Origin of the sequence: Massilia sp. CCM 8734 (assembly GCF_011682155.1) — a bacterium.
Lineage (GTDB): Bacteria > Pseudomonadota > Gammaproteobacteria > Burkholderiales > Burkholderiaceae_D > Telluria_A > Telluria_A rubra.
The window spans coordinates 50,245-69,466 of record NZ_WHJI01000022.1 but is presented as its reverse complement, the minus strand read 5'-3'; the positions used below and the strand labels follow the sequence as shown (position 1 = coordinate 69,466).

Here is a 19,222-nt window from a genome sequence, read left to right as displayed (position 1 = left end):
CCGTGTGCATTCATTCCGTTGACTTACGCGCCGTCGTTCCCGCCAAGGGGGCCGCCCAGGCCGGGAACGACGGAGCCGAGTCTACCAACTATATACCGATCGGCGCCGTCCCGGTGCGCGCCAGCTCACGGTGTCAGCGGGCGCGGCTTGCCGACCCAGTAACCCTGCGCAAAGTCGACCCCGATCGCTTTCAGGCTCGCCAAAATGGCCGAGTCGGTCACGTATTCGGCAATCGTCTTGCGCCCCATCATGTGGCTGATGTCGTTGGTAAACCGCACCATTTCAAAATCGACCTCGCTGGTCGACATCATCTGGATGAAGGACCCATCGATCTTGATGTAATTGACCGGCAATTGCTTCAAATACGAAAAGGACGTCATCCCGGTGCCGAAATCGTCGAGCGAAAAGCGGCATCCGCGCGCCGACAGCGCTTCGATGAAGGAAATCGTCTTTTGCATATCGGCAATCGCACCGTTTTCGGTGATTTCAAAACACAGCTTCTTGGCCGGCACTGCCGACGCGTCGATCAGCTCGGCCGCGAACTTGTGAAAGCTGGGGTCGCCCAGCGAGCGGCGCGACAGGTTGATGCTGCACATTTCCAGGGTGTCCGTATGGTCGGGGTTGCTTGCCAGCCATTCCAGGGTGCGCGTCAGCACCCAGCGGTCGATCTTGACGATCACGTCGTAGCGCTCGGCGGCCGGCAGGAAGATGCCGGGCCCGATCGGTCCGTTGCGGCCGTTGCGCATGCGCAGCAGGATTTCGTAGTGGCGCGGGCCGTCGCCGTCCTCGAGCGGCAGGATCGGCTGGTAGTACAGTTGCAACTGCTCGTTCTGGAAGGCGTGCGTCAGGCGCGTGACCCAGTGCATGTCGCTGCGCCGCTGGGCAACGTCGAGGTCGCCCTTGTAATGCACATAAATGCGGTTGCGCCCGCGGTCCTTGGCGATGTAGCAGGCATGGTCGGCGCGCCGCATGGCTTCCTCGACGTTGATGGTGCCGCCGTCGATCGGGGTCAGGCCGATCGAGACGCCGAGCTGGAAGGCGCGCCCCTTGCACACATAGCGGAAGGTGCGCGTGGCCTCGAGGATTTTCTGCGCCACCGCCATCGCCTGGTCGACGTCGCAATGCTCGATGATGAGGGCGAACTCGTCGCCGCCAATGCGCGCCAGGGTATCGCGTTCGCGCACGTGCTCGCTGTAGGTAGTGGCCAGGCGCTTGAGCAGTTCGTCGCCGTCCTGGTGCCCGCAGGTATCGTTAACCACCTTGAACTGGTCCAGGTCCATATATAGCAAGGCCGCGCAGGCCCCGCCCGCATGCTGCGCCCGTTCGATGGCGCGTTGCAGGCGCAGTTCGAATTCGCGCCGGTTGACCAGGCCGGTGAGCGCGTCGTGGCTGGCCTCGAAGCCGAGGCGGCGCAGCAGGCGCTTCGATTCGGTGACGTCGTGCATGATCAGCACCGCGCCGATCAGCTCGCCGTTATCGAGGATCACCGGGGCGACCGCGTTCTCGACCGCGAAACGGGCGCCATCCTGCGACACCAGGGTGGCGTGCGGCAGGCCGTCCACGGTCTGCTTCCGGTCCAGGCAGCGCTCGATGGCGGCGAAGGTGGCGTCGGCGCAAGCGGCTTCGTCGATGTGCAGCAGGTCGCGAAAGCGCAGCCCGCGCGCGGCCGCCTCGCTTACCCCGAGCATGCGCTCGGCGGCCGGATTGACGGTCGTGATGGCGCCGCCGCAGTCGGCCGTCACCACGCCGTCGGTGAGGGCCGCCAGGGTGACCAGGGCGCGTTCCTTTTCGGCGGCGGCGGCCAGTTCCATGTGCTTGAGCGCGCTGACATCGTGCAGCACCGCAATGGCGACCCGCGCCACGCCATCGCTGTCGACGATGGCGGCGCTGGTGACGTCGATATGCAGGCGTTCGCCGTCGGCGCGTTCGTAAATCAGGCCCTCCGTGCGCGGCCCGTCCTGGCCGCGCACGGTGCGCGCGAGCGGCAAGTCTTCCGAGGCGATGCGGGCGCCCTGGGCGTCCACGAAAATGTAGTCGCGATAGTCGTGGTAGGAGTCGACCCCGGAGAAATCGCGTCCCAGCATGCGCGCGGCGGCCCGGTTCTGGTAAGTCAGGCGCCTGGACGGCACGTCGGCCAGCATCACGCCCGAGGGCATCTGTTCGAGGATGTCGGAAAAGCGCGAGCGTTCCTGGCGCAACTGCGACACCAGGCCTTCCTTTTCCACTTCGGCCAGCTTGAGGTTGTCGATGCCGACACAGGCGCCGAGAAATTGCATCGGACCGTCCTCGATGCTGCGGTGCCAGTTGGCGCGCAGGAAGAACCATTGGCACCGGCCGTCGCGGCGCAGGAATCGCAGCTCGGTTTCGATGGGCGCCATCAAGGGGTCGCGGCAGGTGTCTTCGAGCAGGGTGCGAAAGCGCGCGCGCTCGTCGGGGTGGACGAACCCGAGCCAGGCGTCGAAGTCGAGCTGTTCCGGCTCCCCATTGTAGCCCAGCAGTTCGCGCAGGTGGCGCGACAGTTCGACCTGGCCGCTGGCGACATCCCACTTCCAGGTGCCGGCCTGGGCCGCACGAAGGATCAGGTCGATTTCCTGTTTTTCTTTCGTGCATGATTCGAGCAGCTTGTGGCGGGTCAGGTCCATGGTGATCTTGGAAAAGCCCAGCAGTCGATCGTCGTCGCCGCGCAGGGCGGTGAGGGCGATGTGGGCCCAGAACAGGCTGCCGTCCTTGCGCTTGCGCCAGGTTTCCTCGCTGTAGAAGCCGTTTTCCGCGGCCTTGGCCAGGTTGTGCCGCGGCCAGCCGCGTGCGCGGTCCTCGTCGGTGTACAGGAGCGCGAGATGGCTGCCGATCGCCTCGTCGGCGGTATAGCCCTTCATGTCCTGCGCGCCCCGGTTCCACACGGTGATATAGCCGTCAGGGTTCATGAGGAAGACAGCCACCTCGCGGATGCCGACCACCATCAGCCGGTACAGCTCGGCGGCTTCGTGCTGCGGCAATGCGGACGCCAGGAATCGTTCAGGCATGCGATACCCCCACCTTATAAAGGTGTAAATATGCTTGGAGAGGGGCAAGCACCCTAAGTTCCCGAATTTTCAAAAATATTTTTTTAGTTCTTGCACAATTGACTTTTATTCATCCTCGGCCTACATTGCGCTCTTGACCTGGGCGATCGCCACGAGGCACATCGGACACCCAATGCTCAACGAGAACAGCACGCCCAAGGCCGCGAACAAAGGCAGAATCAATATCCTGCTGGTGGACGACCAGAGCGCCAACCTGCACGTGCTCGAAGCCGTGCTGGCCGAACTCGACGAGGTGCTGGTCAGTGTTTCTTCCGGGGAACAGGCCCTGCGCGAACTGCTGGTGCGCGAATTCGCCGTGGTGCTGATGGACGTGCACATGCCGACCATGAGCGGCTTCGAAACCGCCGGGTTGATCCGCAGCCATCCGCGTTCGCGCACGCTGCCGATCATTTTCCTGACCGCCGTCGGCGACGACCGCGCGCACATGGAGCACGCCTACGCGCTGGGCGCGGTCGATTACCTGACCAAGCCGATCAGCCCGGTGATCCTGCGCGCCAAGGTGGCGTTTTTCATCGATCTCTACCGCAAAACCGCCGAGATCGCCCTGCATGCGCAGGCGACCCACCTCGAAGCGCTCCGCACGCGCGACGAGCGCATTCGCCTCATTCTCGACAACACCCGCGATTACGCCTTCATCGGCACCGATACCGATGGCATCGTCACCGAATGGGAAGGCGGCGCCGAAACCATCACAGGTTGGTTCGCGGCCAAGGCTTGCGGCGAGCCGAGCGCCATCATCTTTACCCCGGAAGACCGCGCCGCCGGCGTGCCCGGGTACGAAATGCGCACGGCGCGCGAGACCGGGCGCGCCGACGACAAGCGCTGGCACGTGCGGCGCGACGGCACCCGCTTCTTCGCCGATGGCGTGATGGTGCCGCTGCGCGACGAGGCCGACAAGCTGCGCGGCTACGCCAAGATTTTCCGCGACGCCACGTCCGAACGCCTTGCCGCCGAGCAGCTGGAAATGTCCGAACTGCAACTGGGCGAGTCGCGCCAGCGCTCCCAGCGCGCCGAGGAAGGCATGCGGCGCCTGGCGGCGGTGGCGGCGCAGTCGTCCGACTTCATCGGCATCGCCAGTTCGGAAGCGCGCACCAGCTACGTCAACCCGGCCGGGCGCCGGCTGGCGGGGCTCGCGCCCGATGCCGCCCTGGGCGAGTATCGCATCGGCGACTTTTTCGCGCCCGACTGCAAGGCCTTTGTCGAGGCGGTGGTGTTGCCGGCCGTGCGCGGCAGGCAAGCGCGCTGGGAAGGTGAACTGCGCATGCGCAACTTCCAAAGCGGCGCGATCCTGCCCATCTATTACAAGGGCTTTGCCGTGTTCGACGACGAAGGCCAGAATATCGGCCTGGCTTCGATCATGCGCGACATCACGGCCCAAAAGCAGGCCGAAAACGAATTGCGCCGGGTGGCGGCCGACCTGGCCGAGGCCGACCGCCGCAAGTCCGAGTTTTTGGCGACCCTGGCGCACGAGTTGCGCAACCCGCTGGCGCCCATCCGCACCGGGCTCGACCTGATCCGCATGGCGGCGCCCGGCGCCCCCAACATGGCCAAGGTGCACGAGATGATGGACCGCCAGCTCGGTCATTTGATTCACCTGGTCAACGACTTGCTGGACGTGGCGCGCATCACGCGCGGCAAGATCGAACTCAAGCGCGAAGCGAGCGACGTCGCCACCCTGGCCGCGATGGCGGTCGAAACGAGCATGGCGGCGCTCAACGCCGGGGGCCACACGCTCAGTATCGAGGTGGCGCCCGAAGCGCTGCCGCTCGAGGTCGATGTGACCCGCATCGTCCAGGTGCTCAGCAACCTGCTCAACAACGCCGCCAAGTACACCCCGGCCGGCGGGCGCATCGTGCTGCGGGCGCTGCGCGAAGGCGACGACGCGCTGCTGTCGGTGCTTGACAACGGGGTCGGCATTGCGCAGGAAGACCTCGGCACCCTGTTCGACATGTTCACCCAGGTCGGGCGCAACCTCGACCGCTCGCAGGGTGGGCTGGGGATCGGGCTGTCGCTGGTGCGCCGCCTGGTCGAGCTGCACGGCGGCAGCGTCAGCGCCACCAGCGCCGGGCGCGACCAGGGCAGCACCTTCACCGTGCGCCTGCCGCTGCACCTGGGCAATGCGGCAGCCGTGGCGTCGCTGGCGCCGTGCGGCGCCGCCCCCGGCGCGCTGCGGGTGCTGGTGGTGGACGATAACGTCGACGCCGGCGCCAGCCTGTCGACCTTGCTTGAAGCGCTCGGCCACAGCACCCGGGTGGCGGTCGACGGCGAACAGGGCCTGGTGCTGGCGGCCGCGTTCCGTCCGCACCTGGCTTTTCTCGATATCGGCCTGCCCGGCATGAGCGGGCACCAGCTGGCGCGCGCGATCCGCGCCACCAGCGGGCTCGAAGGCATGTTGCTGGTGGCCCTGACCGGCTGGGGGGCGCGCGCCGACGTCGCCATGTCGCAGCAGGCCGGCTTCGACCGTCACCTGACCAAGCCGGTCGACATCACCGCCCTGACCAGCGTGCTGGCGGCGGCCGCGCGCCCCGGGTCATCGTCTGCCATGGAGCAGCCATGAACAGCGGCATTGCCGGCTTGCGCGGGCTGGCCGCATGAGCGCGCCAAAAAGAATCCAGACGGTGTCTTGCGGCACCCTGGTGGTCAATCCGGCCGGTCAGTTACTGCTGTGCCACGTGACCAACACGCCGAGTTGGGACATTCCGAAAGGCATGCAGGACCCGGGCGAGACCACCCTGGCGTCGGCCATGCGCGAACTGCGCGAGGAAGCGGGCATCGCCTTTGCGCCGGAGCGCTTCGAGGACCTGGGCGGGTTTGCTTATCGCAGCGACAAACGGCTGCACTTGTACCGGGTGCGCGCCGGGGCCGACTTGAGCAGCCTGGCGCACCTGGTGTGCACGAGTTTCTTTCCGCATCCGGTGACCGGCGAGCCGACCCCGGAAACGGATGGCTTCCGCTGGGCCGCGCGCAGCGAGCTGACCCGGCTGTGCTGGCCGCGCATGGGGAAATTGCTGGTGACCCTGGACTGGTAGCCGCTCGCGCCGGCGCTGCGCGCCGCCTCAGGACGCCACGGCCGCGTCAAGTCCGGCAAGCTGCGCATGGCGCGCCAGCAAGTCGGCCAGGGCGCCGAGCTCGACCGGCTTGGTCAGATGCACATCGAAGCCCGCAGCGCGGGTGCGCTCGCGGTCGTCGGCGCTGCCCCAGCCGGTCAGCGCCACCAGCAGCACGCCGGCATGGCGCGCATCCTGGCGCAGCGCCTGCGCCAGCTGGTAGCCATCCATGCCGGGCATGCCGATGTCGAGGAACATCACCTGCGGATGGCGCCGGGCCGCCATGTGTAGCGCGGTCGGGCCGTCGTTGGCGACGTCGACCACATGTCCGATCAGCGCCAGCAGCTCGGCCAGGGTGGCGGCGGCGTCGACATTGTCATCGACCACCATCACACGCAGGGCCACATCGGCGCTGGCGGCGCGCCCGGCCTTGCCCGGCGCGGGCGTGGCGGCCGGCGCACCGGGCGGCGCCAGCGGCAGGCGCACGCTGAACACGCTGCCGTTGCCCAGGCCGGCGCTGGCGGCGCCGGCCTGGCCGCCATGCTGCTCGGCCAGGCTGCGCACCAGCGACAAGCCGATGCCCAGCCCGCCCGCATGATGGGCCGTGCGCCCGACCTGGGTGAATATGTCGAACACGGCGCACAGCTGATCTTGGGCGATGCCGATCCCGTTGTCGCTCACCGCCAGGAGCACGTCGTCGCCTTCCTGGCGCGCGGACAAGGTGATGCGGCCGCCATGCGGCGTGTACCTGGCGGCGTTGTTGAGCAGGTTGTTGAGGATCTGGCGCACCCGGTTCGGGTCGGCGTACAGCGCCAGCGGCCGCTCGGGCACCTCGACCCGCAATTCATGCCCGCTGGCATCGATGAGCGGACGGCTGGTTTCGACGGCCCCGGCGACGACCTGCTGCACGCTGGTCCACTCGGGCTTGAGCGCGATCTGGCCGCGCGTAATGCGCGCCACGTCGAGCAGGTCGTCCACCAGCGCCACCATGTGGTCGAGCTGGCGGTCCATGATGTCCTGCACGCGCGCGGCCGCCTTGGCGTTGCCGGCGTTCAGGCGCAGCACCTGCAGGCCGCTGCGGATCGGCGCCAGCGGATTGCGCAGTTCGTGCGCCAGCGTCGCCAAAAATTCGGTCTTGCGGCGGTCGGCTTCGGACAGGTCGGCCGCCAGGCGGCGCAATTCGGCGTCGGCCGCGACCCGTTCGCTGATATCGGTAAACAGCAGCGCCACCTGGCGGCTGGCCGGCCCGCCCACGCGCGTGGCGTACACATCGAACCAGCGATGCATGGCGCGCGCTTCGTCGACGAAACGCACCGGCACGCCGGTGGTGGCGACCTGGCCGTACGTGGTGAACCAGTGGCGGTCGTGGCCGGGCACCAGTTCGCGCACGGTCTTGCCGACGGCGTCCGTCAGGCCGGTGTGCTTGACGAAGGCCGGGTTGATCTCGATGAAGCGGTAGTCGACCGCGGTGTCGCCCTCGAACAGGACGTCGATGATGCATGCGCCGGTGTCGATCGAATCGAACAGGGTGCGGTAGCGCTCTTCGCTGGCGCCGAGCTGCGCTTCGGCCTGCTTCTGGCGCGTAATGTCGAGGACCACGCCGCGCAGGTGCTGGCCGGCGCCGGAGGCGTCGGCGACCACCTCGCCACGCGCGATCACGTGGTGGTACAGGCCGTCGCTGGCGCGCACCCGATACTCAAGATCGTACGGTTCGCCGCTGGCGAGGGCCGCTTCGGTGCGCGCCGTGGCGTGGGCCAGGTCGTCAGGGTGGAGCGCGTCCAGGTAGTTCTGCACCGGCCCGCCGGCGGCGACTTCGGGTGAGATATTGAACAGGCGCGCCATGGCGGCGTCGGCGGTCACGCGGTTGGCCGCGACGTCCCAGGTCCAGGTGGCCAGTTCGGCGGCGGCCAGGGTGATTTCGAGGCGGGCGCGGGCGTCACGCAGGTCGGTGTCGCTACGGCGCTGGCGCGTGGCGGTGTGATGCGCGCCGATCAGGAAGGCGAGCTTGGCCTTGAGCGCCGCCGCCAGCACCGGGCTGGGCAGCACATCGATGGCGCCGGCCGCGTAGGCCTGCGCAAAGGGGAAGGAGGGATCGCCTTCCGGCGCAATGACGATCAGGGCTATGCCGGTCAGGCCGGGTGCGGCGCGCAAGCGCTGCAGCAGGTCGATCACCCCGGTGGCGTGCGCGCTCGCGGCAGCGGCGCCGGCAGGCTTCGCGCCGGCGTCCACGATGATCAGGGCAAGCTCGGCACTGGCGGAATGGGATGTCGCCGCGTGCGCGTCGAGCCGTACAGGCACATGGCCCAGCTCGCGCAGAAGCTGCGCCAGTGCGTCGCTGGCGGCATCGTGCTGGTCGACCAGCAAAATGCTGGCGCAATTGCTTGCCCTCATCGTGTAATCCGCTCCGTGGCGATGGTCGTGTCGGGAACGGAGGAGATCGGCATTGCGTCCTTTTCGGTGGTGGAAGACAGTTTGTCAATATTGGCGGGTCATTCTCCGAAAGTCAATCGAACGCCTCCATGGGGGGAGGCGCGACAGCAACGGCCCGGCTGGGAATGCAGCGATCCCATTCGGCCTGTCGCGGCTGCTCCTTGCCGGTACCCGGGGGAGGGACTTTGCGTAATGGTATTGCCTTGCGGCTCAGGCGCGCGATCGGGATGTGGCGTGCCCGCCGGCGGCCGGCGGGGGCTGCGCAGTTTCGTCCGGCGACAAGGTGGCGGCCACGGAGCCGGCAAGGTCCGTCTGCGGCGCCGGATCGGGTGGCAAGGCCCCGACCCGGCGGGCCTGGTCGGATTGCTGGTCGAGGCTGACTTCTTCGGCGACCGCAAAGCGCTCGTCAGCGTCGTCGCCCCCGGCCGGCAGCAATGATGCGGAGCGAACGTCCGCCGCGCCGGGGTCGGCGCCCGGTGGCGGGTGAACAGGCGGACCGGTGTCGGGCATGTCAATATCGCTGTCACTGGCTGGCATGATGGCTCCTCTGGCTTGCGATAAAGTCAGTTAGAGACATCACCCGGACGAAAGTTCAGCCCATGCCGCTTTATTCGACCGCCTTTTTGCGGGGCCAGTTCTTGCAAGCGATCGCCCACAGGATCAGGCAATACGACAGCAGGCGCAGCAGGAAGTGGAAGGGCGAATCTTCGCTCATGCCGGGTGTCAGGCTGGCATAGATGCGGTGCGCGCCCTCGATCAGGAACGACAGCGCGAAATACACAAAAAAGCGGTCGCCCGAGGTGCGCCAGAAGCGCAGGAAAAACAGGCCGATCACCACCGAACCCATGGCGCCGGCGCCGGCCAGCATCAGATCCATGGCGTGCTCCGTGTTTTACTCATCTCTCACTCCTTCTCGTAAATCAGCCCGTACAGCAGCAGGGATACCGAGATTAGCGCCGTCACCAGGCGCAGGGTCAGCAAGTCCATGGCGGGGAACACCAGCTTGTCGAGGATCAGGATCAGGTTGTTCAGGGTCATGCCGCAAAAGCACAGGCCGCTCCAGAACAGCAGGCGATGCCCGGTACGCGCATAGCTGGCCAGCAACAGCCAGGCGCAGGCCAGCGCGGTGAGCATGCAAAGGCCATAAATCGCCGCCGCCATTACGACTCCTTTCGCCAGGTGAACGCATCGGCAAACTGCTGGGCCTTGCGCTCGAGCTTCGAATGAATCAGATGGGTCACCTCGACCAGGCGCCGCGCGTACAGGTCGGCCAGCGCATCGATCACCTGGCCCAGCGCCGCCGTGGCTGGCTGGTAGCGGAACACCGCCGCGCTGCCTTCGTGGCGCAAGGTGACTGTCATGCCCGCGCGCGACAGGTCCGCCAGCACGCTCGCGGCCAGCTTGTCGCCGATGTAGAGCCGCTCGGCCACTGTTTGCACGGACCAGTCCTGAGGCGCGCTGTTGCGCAACAGCAGCAGCGCCTCCAGGTGGGGAACCGAGGCAATACTGGTCAGCAGGAAGCGACGCAGTTCTTCGGGTATCGGTTGGGGCACCATGATGTACAAGAATCCATTGCGCCAAGCTAAGCCAACGCGGTCCAAAACCCGTATTCTAGTCGACTTTGCTTATCAAGCATGCATCATTGTGATGTACTCATGTATCAATAAGGCAACACTTCATGCACCGGGGCCGCTCAAAACAGGCTGCCTAGCAGTTGCGCCGCGCTCAGCGCCGCCACCAGGATCAGCAGCACGCCCATGGCGCGCGCGAGCAGGGTGGCCGCACCCGGCCGCCCTTCCAGCCAGCGCCCGGCGCCGCCGCCCAGCCATGCCAGCGCGCCGTAGATGCCGGCCTGGGTCAGGGCGGTGATGGCGCCCAGCAGCGCGGCCTGGGTCCACAGCGGCTCCGGTCCGGGCTTGAGAAATTGCGGAAAAATGGCCAGCATGAACAAGTAGGCTTTGGGGTTGAGCAGGCTGGTGACGAGCCCGCGCCGGAAGGTGGCGCCCATCCCGCAAGCCTTGCCCGGCAGGTGTTGCACAAAGCCGCCGCCGGCGCCCAGGATTTGCCAGCCGATCCACGCCGTGTACAGCGCGCCCGCGCCCAGCATCGCATTGAACAGGGCCGGCCACAGCCGCAGCAGCGCGGCCACGCCCAGCGCGCTCATCGCCAGGTGGCACACGCCGCCGCTGACGATGCCGGCCACCGCCGCCAGGCCGGCGCGCCGGCCGCCCAGCACGGCGCTGCCCATGACAAACGCCATGTCGAGGCCGGGCAGGGCGATGATGCCGAACACGACCACAAAGTACAGCCACAGGTTGGCGTTTGCGCTCATGCCGGCGGCGCCGACAGGTCGATTGCATGGTTCAGGGTGGGGAAGGGCATGGCGGGCTCGCTTTCGGTTGGCGGTGGAACATCGACAGGGCGCAGATTAGCGCCGCATCAGGGCAGATTACGCCCTGTTAATCTGCTATCGTTGCGTCATGTACCATCCAACCACCCGCGTGCTGGCAGTGCTGGAACTGCTGCAAACCCATGGCCGCCTGAGCGGCGTCGAGATGTCGGCGCGGCTGGCGGTCGATCCGCGCACCTTGCGCCGCTACATCGTCACGCTCGAAGAGATGGGCATTCCCATCACGACCGAGCGCGGGCGCCACGGCGGCTATGCGCTGATGGCCGGCTTCAAGTTGCCGCCGATGATGTTTACCAACGATGAAGCACTGGCCCTGGCGATCGGCCTGCTCGCCGCGCGCAGCCTGGGCTTTGCCGAAGCCGCGCCGGCGGTGGCCAGCGCCCAGGCCAAGCTCGAACGCATCATGCCGGCCAACCTCAAGCGGCGCGTGCGCGCCATCGACGAAACCGTGCGGCTCGACATGATCCGCGCGGTGGCACCGAGGGACAACGACGCTCTCGTCACGCTCAGTTCGGCGGCGCTGGCGCAGCAGCGCGTGTGCCTGCGTTACCGCGCGCCCGACGGCGGCGAAACCGAGCGTGACTTCGACGCCTACGGCCTGGCGTTTCGCGGCGGCTGCTGGTACGTGACCGGCATGTGCCACCTGCGCGCCGGGATGCGCTCGTTCAGGATCGACCGCATCGTCAAAGTCGAGCCGCGCCCGGTCTCGTTCGCGCGTCCGGCCGGCTTCGACGCGCTCGGCTACCTGAACCAGTCGCTGGCTGTGATGCAACGCGAACACGCGGTGGAAGTGCTGCTGCACACCGACCTGAAAACGGCCAGCGCGCATTTCCATGGCGCGCTCGGGGTGTTCGACCAGGCCCCCGATGGCGTGCTGCTGCGCTGCACCACCGACGACCTCGACTGGTTCGCCGGCCACCTGGCGGGCCTGCCGTTCGACTTCGCGGTGCGCGCGCCGGACCAGCTGCGCGCCAGTCTTGCAAAATTAGCTGAACGACTGCTTCGCTTGGCGGGCACGCTCCGCTAGAATGCGTCGCTCGACTATTTTGGTTTTGGAAAACATGATTCAGAAAACACTGGCCGGCATCGTCCTCGGATGGACCTTGCTGGCAGCCGGCAGCGCGTTTGCCGGTGGCTGTCCCGCACACTACATGGATGGGCGCCTGCCCGAGATCCGCAACCCCAAGCTGGCCAAGGCGACGACCGAATTATGCTATGGCGTATTCGGCGTGATGCACTCCGGGATCACGCGCACGCCGCTGTGGTCGGCCGAGCGCCTGCTTCCGGCCAACCTGAAGCTGGCCAAGAAACTCTCGCGCGACGATTCCTTCCACGCCGAGGAACGCCTGTCGCCGTCGCAGCGCGCCGAGCTGTCCGACTACGCCCGCAGCGGCTTCGACCGTGGCCACATGGCGCCCAACGGCAACATGCCGGATCGCCAGACCCAGCACGAAAGTTTTACGCTGGCGAACATGGTGCCGCAGGATGCCGAGAACAACCGCCATCTGTGGGCCGGACTGGAAGGGCGCGTGCGCGACCTGGTCAGGAAAGAAGGCACCTTGTATGTAATCACCGGGCCGGCGTTCATCGGCAAGCGCTTGCAGAAAGTGGGCAATGTGCTCGTGCCGAGTCATTTGTACAAGGCGGTGTATAGTCCGGGCCAGAAGGCGGGCGCGGCGTGGATCGTGGAAAACCGTGCCGCCGACGAACTGGACCTGATGACGATCGCCGAGCTCGAAGAGAAGATCGGCATCAACCTGATGCCATCGCTGAGCGCGCGGCAAAAGTCGGCCATGCTGGACCTGCCGCAGCCGAAACAGAAAAAATCGCGCCGTTGGCCGTTTTGATATTTCAAGGAGATGCAATGAGTGGCAAGAAACAGGGTTTCGTACCGTACGCGAACGAGGCCGACGTGCTCGCGGTTGGCAAGCTGATGATTGAAAACCGGCTCGACCGGATCACCATCAGTGGCGATGTCGACCTGACCGCCGACGAGGTCGGCCTGGAGCACGCGCGCAAGCTGCACGCGCTGCTCGGTGACATCGTCGCCAAGCTGGAAGGGATGAAGCTGCCGGCCGAATTGCCGCCGCCGGCGGTGGGCGACGTGGATAATCCCTTCAACTAAGCGCGGGCTGATAGTCGGACCGCGCCGGGAAAGGCACGCGCCGAGCCATCTCAACGAACCATCTCAATTGACCCGGGCGGTGCTGTGATGCCGGACTTGGCGTCATGCTACGCGATCGGTCGCACATCGTCTTCGTGCGCGCCGCCATCAACGCCACAGACGATCAAAACTTGAGGAAGGTCAATGGTGCGCAGGGTCGGCGCACTTTGCGGTACTCTCAACGGCTCCTGCTGCGGCGTTTTTTAGGGAGCGAACTTCATGGCAATAGACAGTGCCGAATCCCATCTCGAGCCAGGCGGCGACACGCTCAGCGTGCCGCTGCACCGCGAAGAACTGCGGGTGGGAACTCGCGTCGTCGACACCGGGCGCGGTGTGCGGATTCACAAAACGGTCAGCGAACATCCCCATCAGGTCGACGAAACGCTGCTGTACGACGAGCTCGACGTCAGGCATGTCAGCGTCGACAAGATCGTCCCCCTGTCCGAGGCGCCAGTGGCGCGCCAGGAGGGCGACACGCTGATCGTGCCGGTACTCGAAGAAGTGCTGGTGACCGAGCGGCGCGTGCGCATCAAGGAAGAAGTCCACATCACGCGCATCGCGCGCACCCGTACCCAAGCCGGGACCGTCATGCTGCGCGAAGAAGACATCATCGTCGAACGGTTCGACGAAGGCCCTCACAAGTAAGCGAGTTCAAGCGAGTTCAACAACATGGAGGTAGTCATCATGGAACACACACTGGTAGCGGTATTTGACAATCGCGGCGATGCCGTGCAGGCGCTCGACGACCTGGTCGGGTCGGGGTATTCACGCCAGGACGTGCGTTTGAGCGATGGCGATCCGGATACGCCCGGCGGCCGGCCAGAAGGCGCCGGCGACGAATCGCTCGGATCGAGCATCAAGCACTTTTTTACCGACCTGTTCGGCGGTGAGCGCAGCGAGCATGCGCAGATGTATTCCGAGGCGATGGAACGCGGGCACTACGTGCTGACCGTCACGACCACGACCGAGCACGAGGTCGAGCGCGCCGCCGACATCGTCGAACGCCACAGTCCGATCGATATCGACGAGCATGCAGGCCAGTGGCAGGGCGCGATGCAGGGCGGTGACGCCATGCGCGGGCAGCCCATGTCGCAGCAGTCGACGCCCGGAGCGTCGCAGGGCGGCAGTGTGGGCGGCGGCAGCGCGCAAGGCTCGGCCATGGGCGGGTCGCAGCAGCGTGCGGCCGACACCACGGCCATTCCCGTGATCCAGGAAGAACTGAAGGTCGGCAAGCGCGAAGTGCAGCGCGGCGGGGTGCGGATTTACCAGCGCATTGTGGAAACCCCGGTCAGCGAAAGCATCGGCCTGCGCGAAGAGCACGTCAATGTGCAGCGGCGCGCGGTGGACAAATTGGTCGATCCGGCCGACATTGCCGCCTTCCAGGAAAACACCATCGAGCTGCGCGAAACGGCGGAAGAAGCGGTCGTCGAAAAATCCGCCCGCATGGTGGAGGAAGTTATCGTCGGCAAGGAAGTGACGCAGCGCCAGGAGCAGATCAACGACACGCTGCGCCATACCGAAGTGGACATCGAGCGGCTTGCACCGGACGATGACGTTTACTTCCGCGGTCACTGGACCAGCAATTTTGCCCGCGAGGGCGGCAGTTACGACGATTATGCGCCGGCGTACCGCTACGGCACCAGCATGGCTGGCAGCGAGCTGTATCGGGAGCGTCCGTGGGAAGAAATCGAACCCGGGCTGCGCAGCGATTGGGAGGCGCGCAATCCTGGCTCGCCCTGGGAGAAGATGAAGGCGGCGATCAGGCATGGCTGGGAGCGCATGACGTCGTAGGAACAAGAGCCGCAGCTACGTCGTCGTTCCCGCGCAGGCGGGAACCCAAGTCATTAGAGCCGTCATGGCTACAGAACGAACTTGGGTTCCCGCCTACGCGGGAACGACGGGCCAGCGATCCGCGTCAGCGCACGCCTTGTCGGCGCACGCCTTCTTGCCGCGTCTACTCGGCAAACACGGCACTGGCCGGCGTAATCCTGACGGCTTCCGGCTTGATGTTGAGCTTCATGCTGCCGATGACCTTGTCTTCATCGAGCAAGCTCTGGGGCTTGTTGCCGTCGTACTTGATCGTCGACACCGCATCGTTCACCAGTTTCTCTTTCAGCCCAGCGGCATCCTTGGTGATGAACACGAGCGACAGGTTCTTGGTCGAGAGGTGCTTCTTGATGGCCGCGTTCAGGTCGGCCAGGGTCAGCTTGGCCAGGCCATCGCGCATCATTTTGGTGAACTCGGGCGTGCCGTACCATTGCGAGTCGAGCGCGTAACCGAGGTACTGATCCTGCGTGGCGGTCATCACAAACACGTTTTTCATCAGGTAGCCGCGCGTGATCTGGAACTGTTGCTCGGTCAGGCCCTGCTGGATCACCTTCTCGAGCTCAGTCAAGGCGATGCGCAGCGCGAGGTGGGCATTGTCCGGCGCGACCGGGCGGATCCACACTTCGAACAACTGGCCCTTGCGGCCGACGTTCGGGTTCGGGAAGAACTGGAACATGCCACGCGGGAAAGCTTCGATGTAGGTGTAGTCGCCATAATTCATGCCGCGCAGTTCGCGGATGCGCTGGTACAGGTAGGCATTCGAGGCACGGTGTTCACCAAGGAAGGTTTTAGCCAGCCACAGCGCCGGGAAGTCCGGATGGCCACGGCGCACCTCGATCGGCAAACCGAACGACAGGGCGGTCGCGCGCGTGTTTTTCTCGACGATCTCCACTTCCAGGCCGTTCGGCATTTTTGCCAACGGCGCCGTGGTGACCGGCAAGCCCGGGCCGGCCGGCAGCCTGGCCAGCGCCTGCTTGAGCGCGGCCGTCATCTCGTCCGACACATCGCCCGAGATACCCACCCGCACCGATCCCTGGGTGTAGGCCTTCTTGTAGAAATCCTTGACGTCGTCCAGGGTGATCGCATCGATCCCTTTGGCCGTGCCAAGGACCGGGTGGTCGTACGGCGTGCCGGCGAACACATTGGTTTGCAGGCGTTCCTTGCCCAGTTCTTCCTCGTTATTGTCTTTCAGGTCGACCAGCAGGGCATTTTTGAGCGAATCCTTGAGGCGGCGGAAATCTTCCTCGCGAAAGCCTGGCGTGACCAGTTGCGGCATGGCCACGGTCATGTACTTGTTCCAGTTATCCTTGTGGATCGATCCGGTGAAGGTAGTCATTTCCTTGTCGGTCTGCTCGGTGAACGATCCGGCCAGCGGGAACAGGGCCTTGGTCACTTCGTCGATCTTGCGCTCGCTCGATCCGGCCGAGGCCACCATCATCGCGGTCAGCGCCGCCAGGCCTTCCTTGCCTTTCGGATCGTGCGCCGAACCGGCGGCGAACAACAGCTTGAAGCGGATCTGGGGCAGCGCCGATTTTTGCACCAGCACGTCTACCTTGGCTTCGACGCCGGCCGCCGGCACCGGCTTGGCCTGGGTTGCCGTCGCTTGCGGCAAAGCATCGGCCGGCAAACTGTTCGTACCACTCGCGGCCAGCGTCGCCAGCTTCGGCAGGCTCGCCATCGATTCCGGCAGGGCCTGGCTCGACAGGGTCGTGACGATCATGCCGTCATCGACCAGGTACTTGCGCGCCGCCGCCAGCAGGTCGGCCGGGGTCAGGCTGTCGGTGACGCGGTAGAACTGGTTGAGCGTGCCGTAGGAACGGTTGTAATGCACGTAGGAAGCCAGGGTGCCGGCGATCTGCTCGGTATTGTCGAGCGAGCGGATCAGGCCGTATTTCTGGGCCGACTTGGCATCGGCCAGCGCCTGCGCGGTGACCGGCACGTTGCGCAACTGCGCGATGGCCTGCATGATCTGGTCGCGCACATAGACGGTGTCTTCCAGCTTTTTCACGCGGGCGATGATGGTCGCCAGGCTCGGGTCGACCCGGCCAGGCGTGTAATCGCTGAACTGGTCGACTTTCTGTTCATCCTGTACCAGCCGCTTGTAGAGCGGGGAGGTGCGGCCGAACGAGAGCGAGAGCAGCATCGACAGTGCGGCGTGGTCCTTGGCGGTGTCGGAAAACGCCGGTGCACGGAAACCCACCGTGACGAACGGCAAGGTCTGGGTCGGCCATGCGACATGCTTGTAGAGTGCGCCGGTCGGCGCCGGCTCGGCCGGTACCTCGCTCTTGTAGCTGCCTTTCTGCCATTTGCTCCAGTATTTCTCGACCAGGGCGATGGCCTTTTGCGGCTCGACGTCGCCGGCGATGATCACGGTGGTGCGCTCCGGGCGATACCAGCGGTCGAAAAACACTTTCGAGTAGGCATACTGGTTCGGCATGTCCTCGATGTCCTTGATGAAGCCCATCGTGGTGTGCTTGTAGGTATGCGTGGTGTAGGCGGCGTCGCGCTGCACTTCGAACAGCTTGGACATCGGATTGGCGCTGTTCTTGTTGTATTCGCCCAGCACGGCGCGCGATTCGGTCTTGAATGCATCTTCGCCGTACGACAGGCCCTGGAAGCGGTCGGCTTCGACCTTGAGGATGGTTTCGAGGTCTTCCTTGGCGAAGGTGGTGTGGTAATTGGTCAGGTCGTCGCTGGTGAAGGCGTTCTGGCGCGCGCCGGACTTGGTGATCACGTCCTGGTATTTTTCAGGCGGATAGGCTTTGGTGCCGCGAAACATCATGTGTTCGAAAAAGTGCGCGAAGCCCGACTTGCCCGGCTCGATCTCGTTGCGCGAGCCGGTCTGTACAGGGATCTGTACCGACACCAGGTTCGGGAAGCCGGTCGGGACGACGATGATTTTCAGGCCGTTGGCCAGGGTTTTTTCGGTGGCTTTGAAGGGTAGAACATCGGCTTTGCCGGCTGGCGTGGCTGGTGCGGCCGCCAGCGCGTTCATGGCGAACGCGGGCAGGGCAAGCAGGCTGATCGGGATGAGTTTGGACACATTGTCTCCTGAGGCTAAAAATAGTAGCCGCAGGATAAAAGAATCAGGACAGAAAGAACAGCGGAAATTTATGCATACACCGGTGTGGCCATGTCCACGGCGGTAGGCACGGCGGTAGGCACCGCGGTAGGCACGGCGGTAGGCACCGCCGCAGGCGCCGCCGTGGACGCAAACTCAGCGCACGCTCAGCGCGCCCTGGCCGTCCTGCCGGGCGCCAGCGATGATGTCGGGCTCGGTCGCTGGCAGGCTGATCCGGTTGCGGCCCATGTGCTTGGCGCGGTAGAGCGCCGCGTCCGCCGTCGCCACCAACTGGCAGGCGGTGCTGTTGGACGAGGCAATCGCGGTGGCCGCGCCAATGCTCACCGTGACGTGTTCATTGGCGCCGCGTCCGTTCGGCACCTTGAGCTGCTCGACCCGGCAACGGATGCGCTCGGCAACAATGGCCGCACCCTTGAGCGACTGGTTCGGCAAAATCACCGCAAATTCCTCGCCACCGTAGCGCGCCACCAGATCGTTGGCCCGCATTTCTCTCGACACGGCGGCGGCGATGCGCTTGAGGCATTCATCGCCGCCCAGATGCCCGTTGGCATCGTTGTAAGCCTTGAAATTGTCGACATCGACCATCAACAACGATAGCGGTTGCTGCTGGCGCAGTGCGCGCGACCACTCGGCGCTGAGGGTATTGTCGAAGCAACGCCGGTTGGCCAGGCCGGTCAGTCCGTCGAGCGTGGCCAATTGTTCAAGCGCAACCTGGGCCGCTTTTTCGTCGGTGATGTCGCGCAGGGTCTGCACCACCGCTTCGAGCTTGCCGTGCTCGCCAAAGATCGGGATGGCGTCGACCGACAGGTAGCGCCGCTCGCCGAAGCGCGGCATGTCGCACCAGCTTTCCGCCGCCAACTGGCCGTCCACGTGGCCGCTTTTGGCCGCCTGCGGATACAGCGAGTCGAGCTCGTCGCCCCGGTCTTGCGCCACCAGGTCGGCCAGGGTCGGGCGCGCTTCCTGGTAAAAACTCTGCCAGTGATCGCGGGTGCCCAGCACTTCCTCCGCTGCAACCCCGGTCAGGCGCTCGCAGGCACGGTTCCAGATGATCACCCGCCGCTCGTTGTCCAGCACAAACGCGGGAACGGCCAGCATCTCCATGAGCTTGTAGGCAAACGCGCGGCCCTGTTCCGGTGCGGCCTGCGCCGTCGCGCTCTGGACTTTCGTCGTGCTCATCAT

Annotated in this window: 16 protein-coding genes; 7 read left to right on the top strand and 9 right to left on the bottom strand. The window is 65.5% G+C overall.

The genetic code is table 11. From position 1 onward, the window contains the following. Positions 1–125 precede the first annotated feature (125 nt). Entirely contained in the window at positions 126–3,023 is a 2,898-nt protein-coding gene (locus F2P46_RS20185; protein WP_166893454.1) for an EAL domain-containing protein, read from the bottom strand. A gap of 172 nt (positions 3,024–3,195) precedes the next feature. Here F2P46_RS20185 and F2P46_RS20180 point away from each other — a divergent pair, with 172 nt between their 5' ends. Both F2P46_RS20180 and F2P46_RS20175 read left to right on the top strand, forming a co-directional pair. Next, complete coding sequence (locus F2P46_RS20180; RefSeq protein WP_166893451.1) at positions 3,196–5,640, top strand: response regulator; 2,445 nt, start codon at positions 3,196–3,198, stop codon at positions 5,638–5,640. Between the two features lie 34 nt (positions 5,641–5,674). Continuing rightward, positions 5,675–6,112 (top strand): NUDIX hydrolase, encoded by a 438-nt coding sequence (locus tag F2P46_RS20175; protein ID WP_166893449.1) that lies wholly within the window; start codon positions 5,675–5,677, stop codon positions 6,110–6,112. 27 nt (positions 6,113–6,139) lie between these two features. Here F2P46_RS20175 and F2P46_RS20170 read toward each other — a convergent pair whose 3' ends face one another. From F2P46_RS20170 to F2P46_RS20145, 6 genes are all read right to left on the bottom strand, one after another. Then, complete coding sequence (locus tag F2P46_RS20170) at positions 6,140–8,521, bottom strand: ATP-binding protein (RefSeq protein ID WP_166893447.1); 2,382 nt, start codon at positions 8,519–8,521, stop codon at positions 6,140–6,142. 249 nt (positions 8,522–8,770) lie between these two features. Beyond that, positions 8,771–9,097 (bottom strand): hypothetical protein, encoded by a 327-nt coding sequence (locus F2P46_RS20165; RefSeq protein WP_166893445.1) that lies wholly within the window; start codon positions 9,095–9,097, stop codon positions 8,771–8,773. Between the two features lie 70 nt (positions 9,098–9,167). Then, complete coding sequence (locus tag F2P46_RS20160) at positions 9,168–9,437, bottom strand: DUF5985 family protein (protein WP_166893443.1); 270 nt, start codon at positions 9,435–9,437, stop codon at positions 9,168–9,170. A gap of 26 nt (positions 9,438–9,463) precedes the next feature. Continuing rightward, positions 9,464–9,721: a DUF5985 family protein gene (locus F2P46_RS20155; protein WP_166893441.1), complete on the bottom strand. Its 258-nt coding sequence runs from the start codon at positions 9,719–9,721 to the stop codon at positions 9,464–9,466. Further along, a complete protein-coding gene (locus F2P46_RS20150) occupies positions 9,721–10,116 on the bottom strand; it encodes a hypothetical protein (protein WP_166893439.1) in 396 nt (131 codons plus the stop codon). The genes F2P46_RS20155 and F2P46_RS20150 overlap by 1 nt, the downstream gene beginning before the upstream one ends. A gap of 137 nt (positions 10,117–10,253) precedes the next feature. Further along, positions 10,254–10,892, bottom strand: coding sequence for a LysE family translocator (locus F2P46_RS20145; protein ID WP_166893437.1), 639 nt, complete (start codon positions 10,890–10,892; stop codon positions 10,254–10,256). A 148-nt stretch (positions 10,893–11,040) separates the two neighbouring features. Here F2P46_RS20145 and F2P46_RS20140 point away from each other — a divergent pair, with 148 nt between their 5' ends. From F2P46_RS20140 to F2P46_RS20120, 5 genes are all read left to right on the top strand, one after another. Next, positions 11,041–11,997, top strand: coding sequence for a YafY family protein (locus tag F2P46_RS20140; RefSeq protein ID WP_166893435.1), 957 nt, complete (start codon positions 11,041–11,043; stop codon positions 11,995–11,997). A 34-nt stretch (positions 11,998–12,031) separates the two neighbouring features. Next, a complete protein-coding gene (locus F2P46_RS20135) occupies positions 12,032–12,817 on the top strand; it encodes a DNA/RNA non-specific endonuclease (RefSeq protein WP_166893433.1) in 786 nt (261 codons plus the stop codon). Between the two features lie 17 nt (positions 12,818–12,834). Next, positions 12,835–13,095 carry a hypothetical protein gene (locus tag F2P46_RS20130; protein ID WP_166893431.1) on the top strand — a complete coding sequence of 87 codons (261 nt, stop codon included), beginning with the start codon at positions 12,835–12,837 and terminating at the stop codon, positions 13,093–13,095. A 258-nt stretch (positions 13,096–13,353) separates the two neighbouring features. Then, complete coding sequence (locus F2P46_RS20125) at positions 13,354–13,779, top strand: YsnF/AvaK domain-containing protein (RefSeq protein WP_229509368.1); 426 nt, start codon at positions 13,354–13,356, stop codon at positions 13,777–13,779. A gap of 39 nt (positions 13,780–13,818) precedes the next feature. Continuing rightward, positions 13,819–14,925, top strand: a complete 1,107-nt coding sequence (locus F2P46_RS20120) for a YsnF/AvaK domain-containing protein (protein WP_166893429.1) — start codon at positions 13,819–13,821, stop codon at positions 14,923–14,925. A gap of 163 nt (positions 14,926–15,088) precedes the next feature. On the opposite strand, the gene F2P46_RS20115 is transcribed toward F2P46_RS20120, so the two are convergent. Both F2P46_RS20115 and F2P46_RS20110 read right to left on the bottom strand, forming a co-directional pair. Further along, positions 15,089–18,004, bottom strand: a complete 2,916-nt coding sequence (locus tag F2P46_RS20115) for a M16 family metallopeptidase (RefSeq protein WP_368737934.1) — start codon at positions 18,002–18,004, stop codon at positions 15,089–15,091. A 174-nt stretch (positions 18,005–18,178) separates the two neighbouring features. Next, positions 18,179–19,219, bottom strand: a complete 1,041-nt coding sequence (locus F2P46_RS20110) for a GGDEF domain-containing protein (protein ID WP_229509372.1) — start codon at positions 19,217–19,219, stop codon at positions 18,179–18,181. Positions 19,220–19,222: the final 3 nt, after the last annotated feature.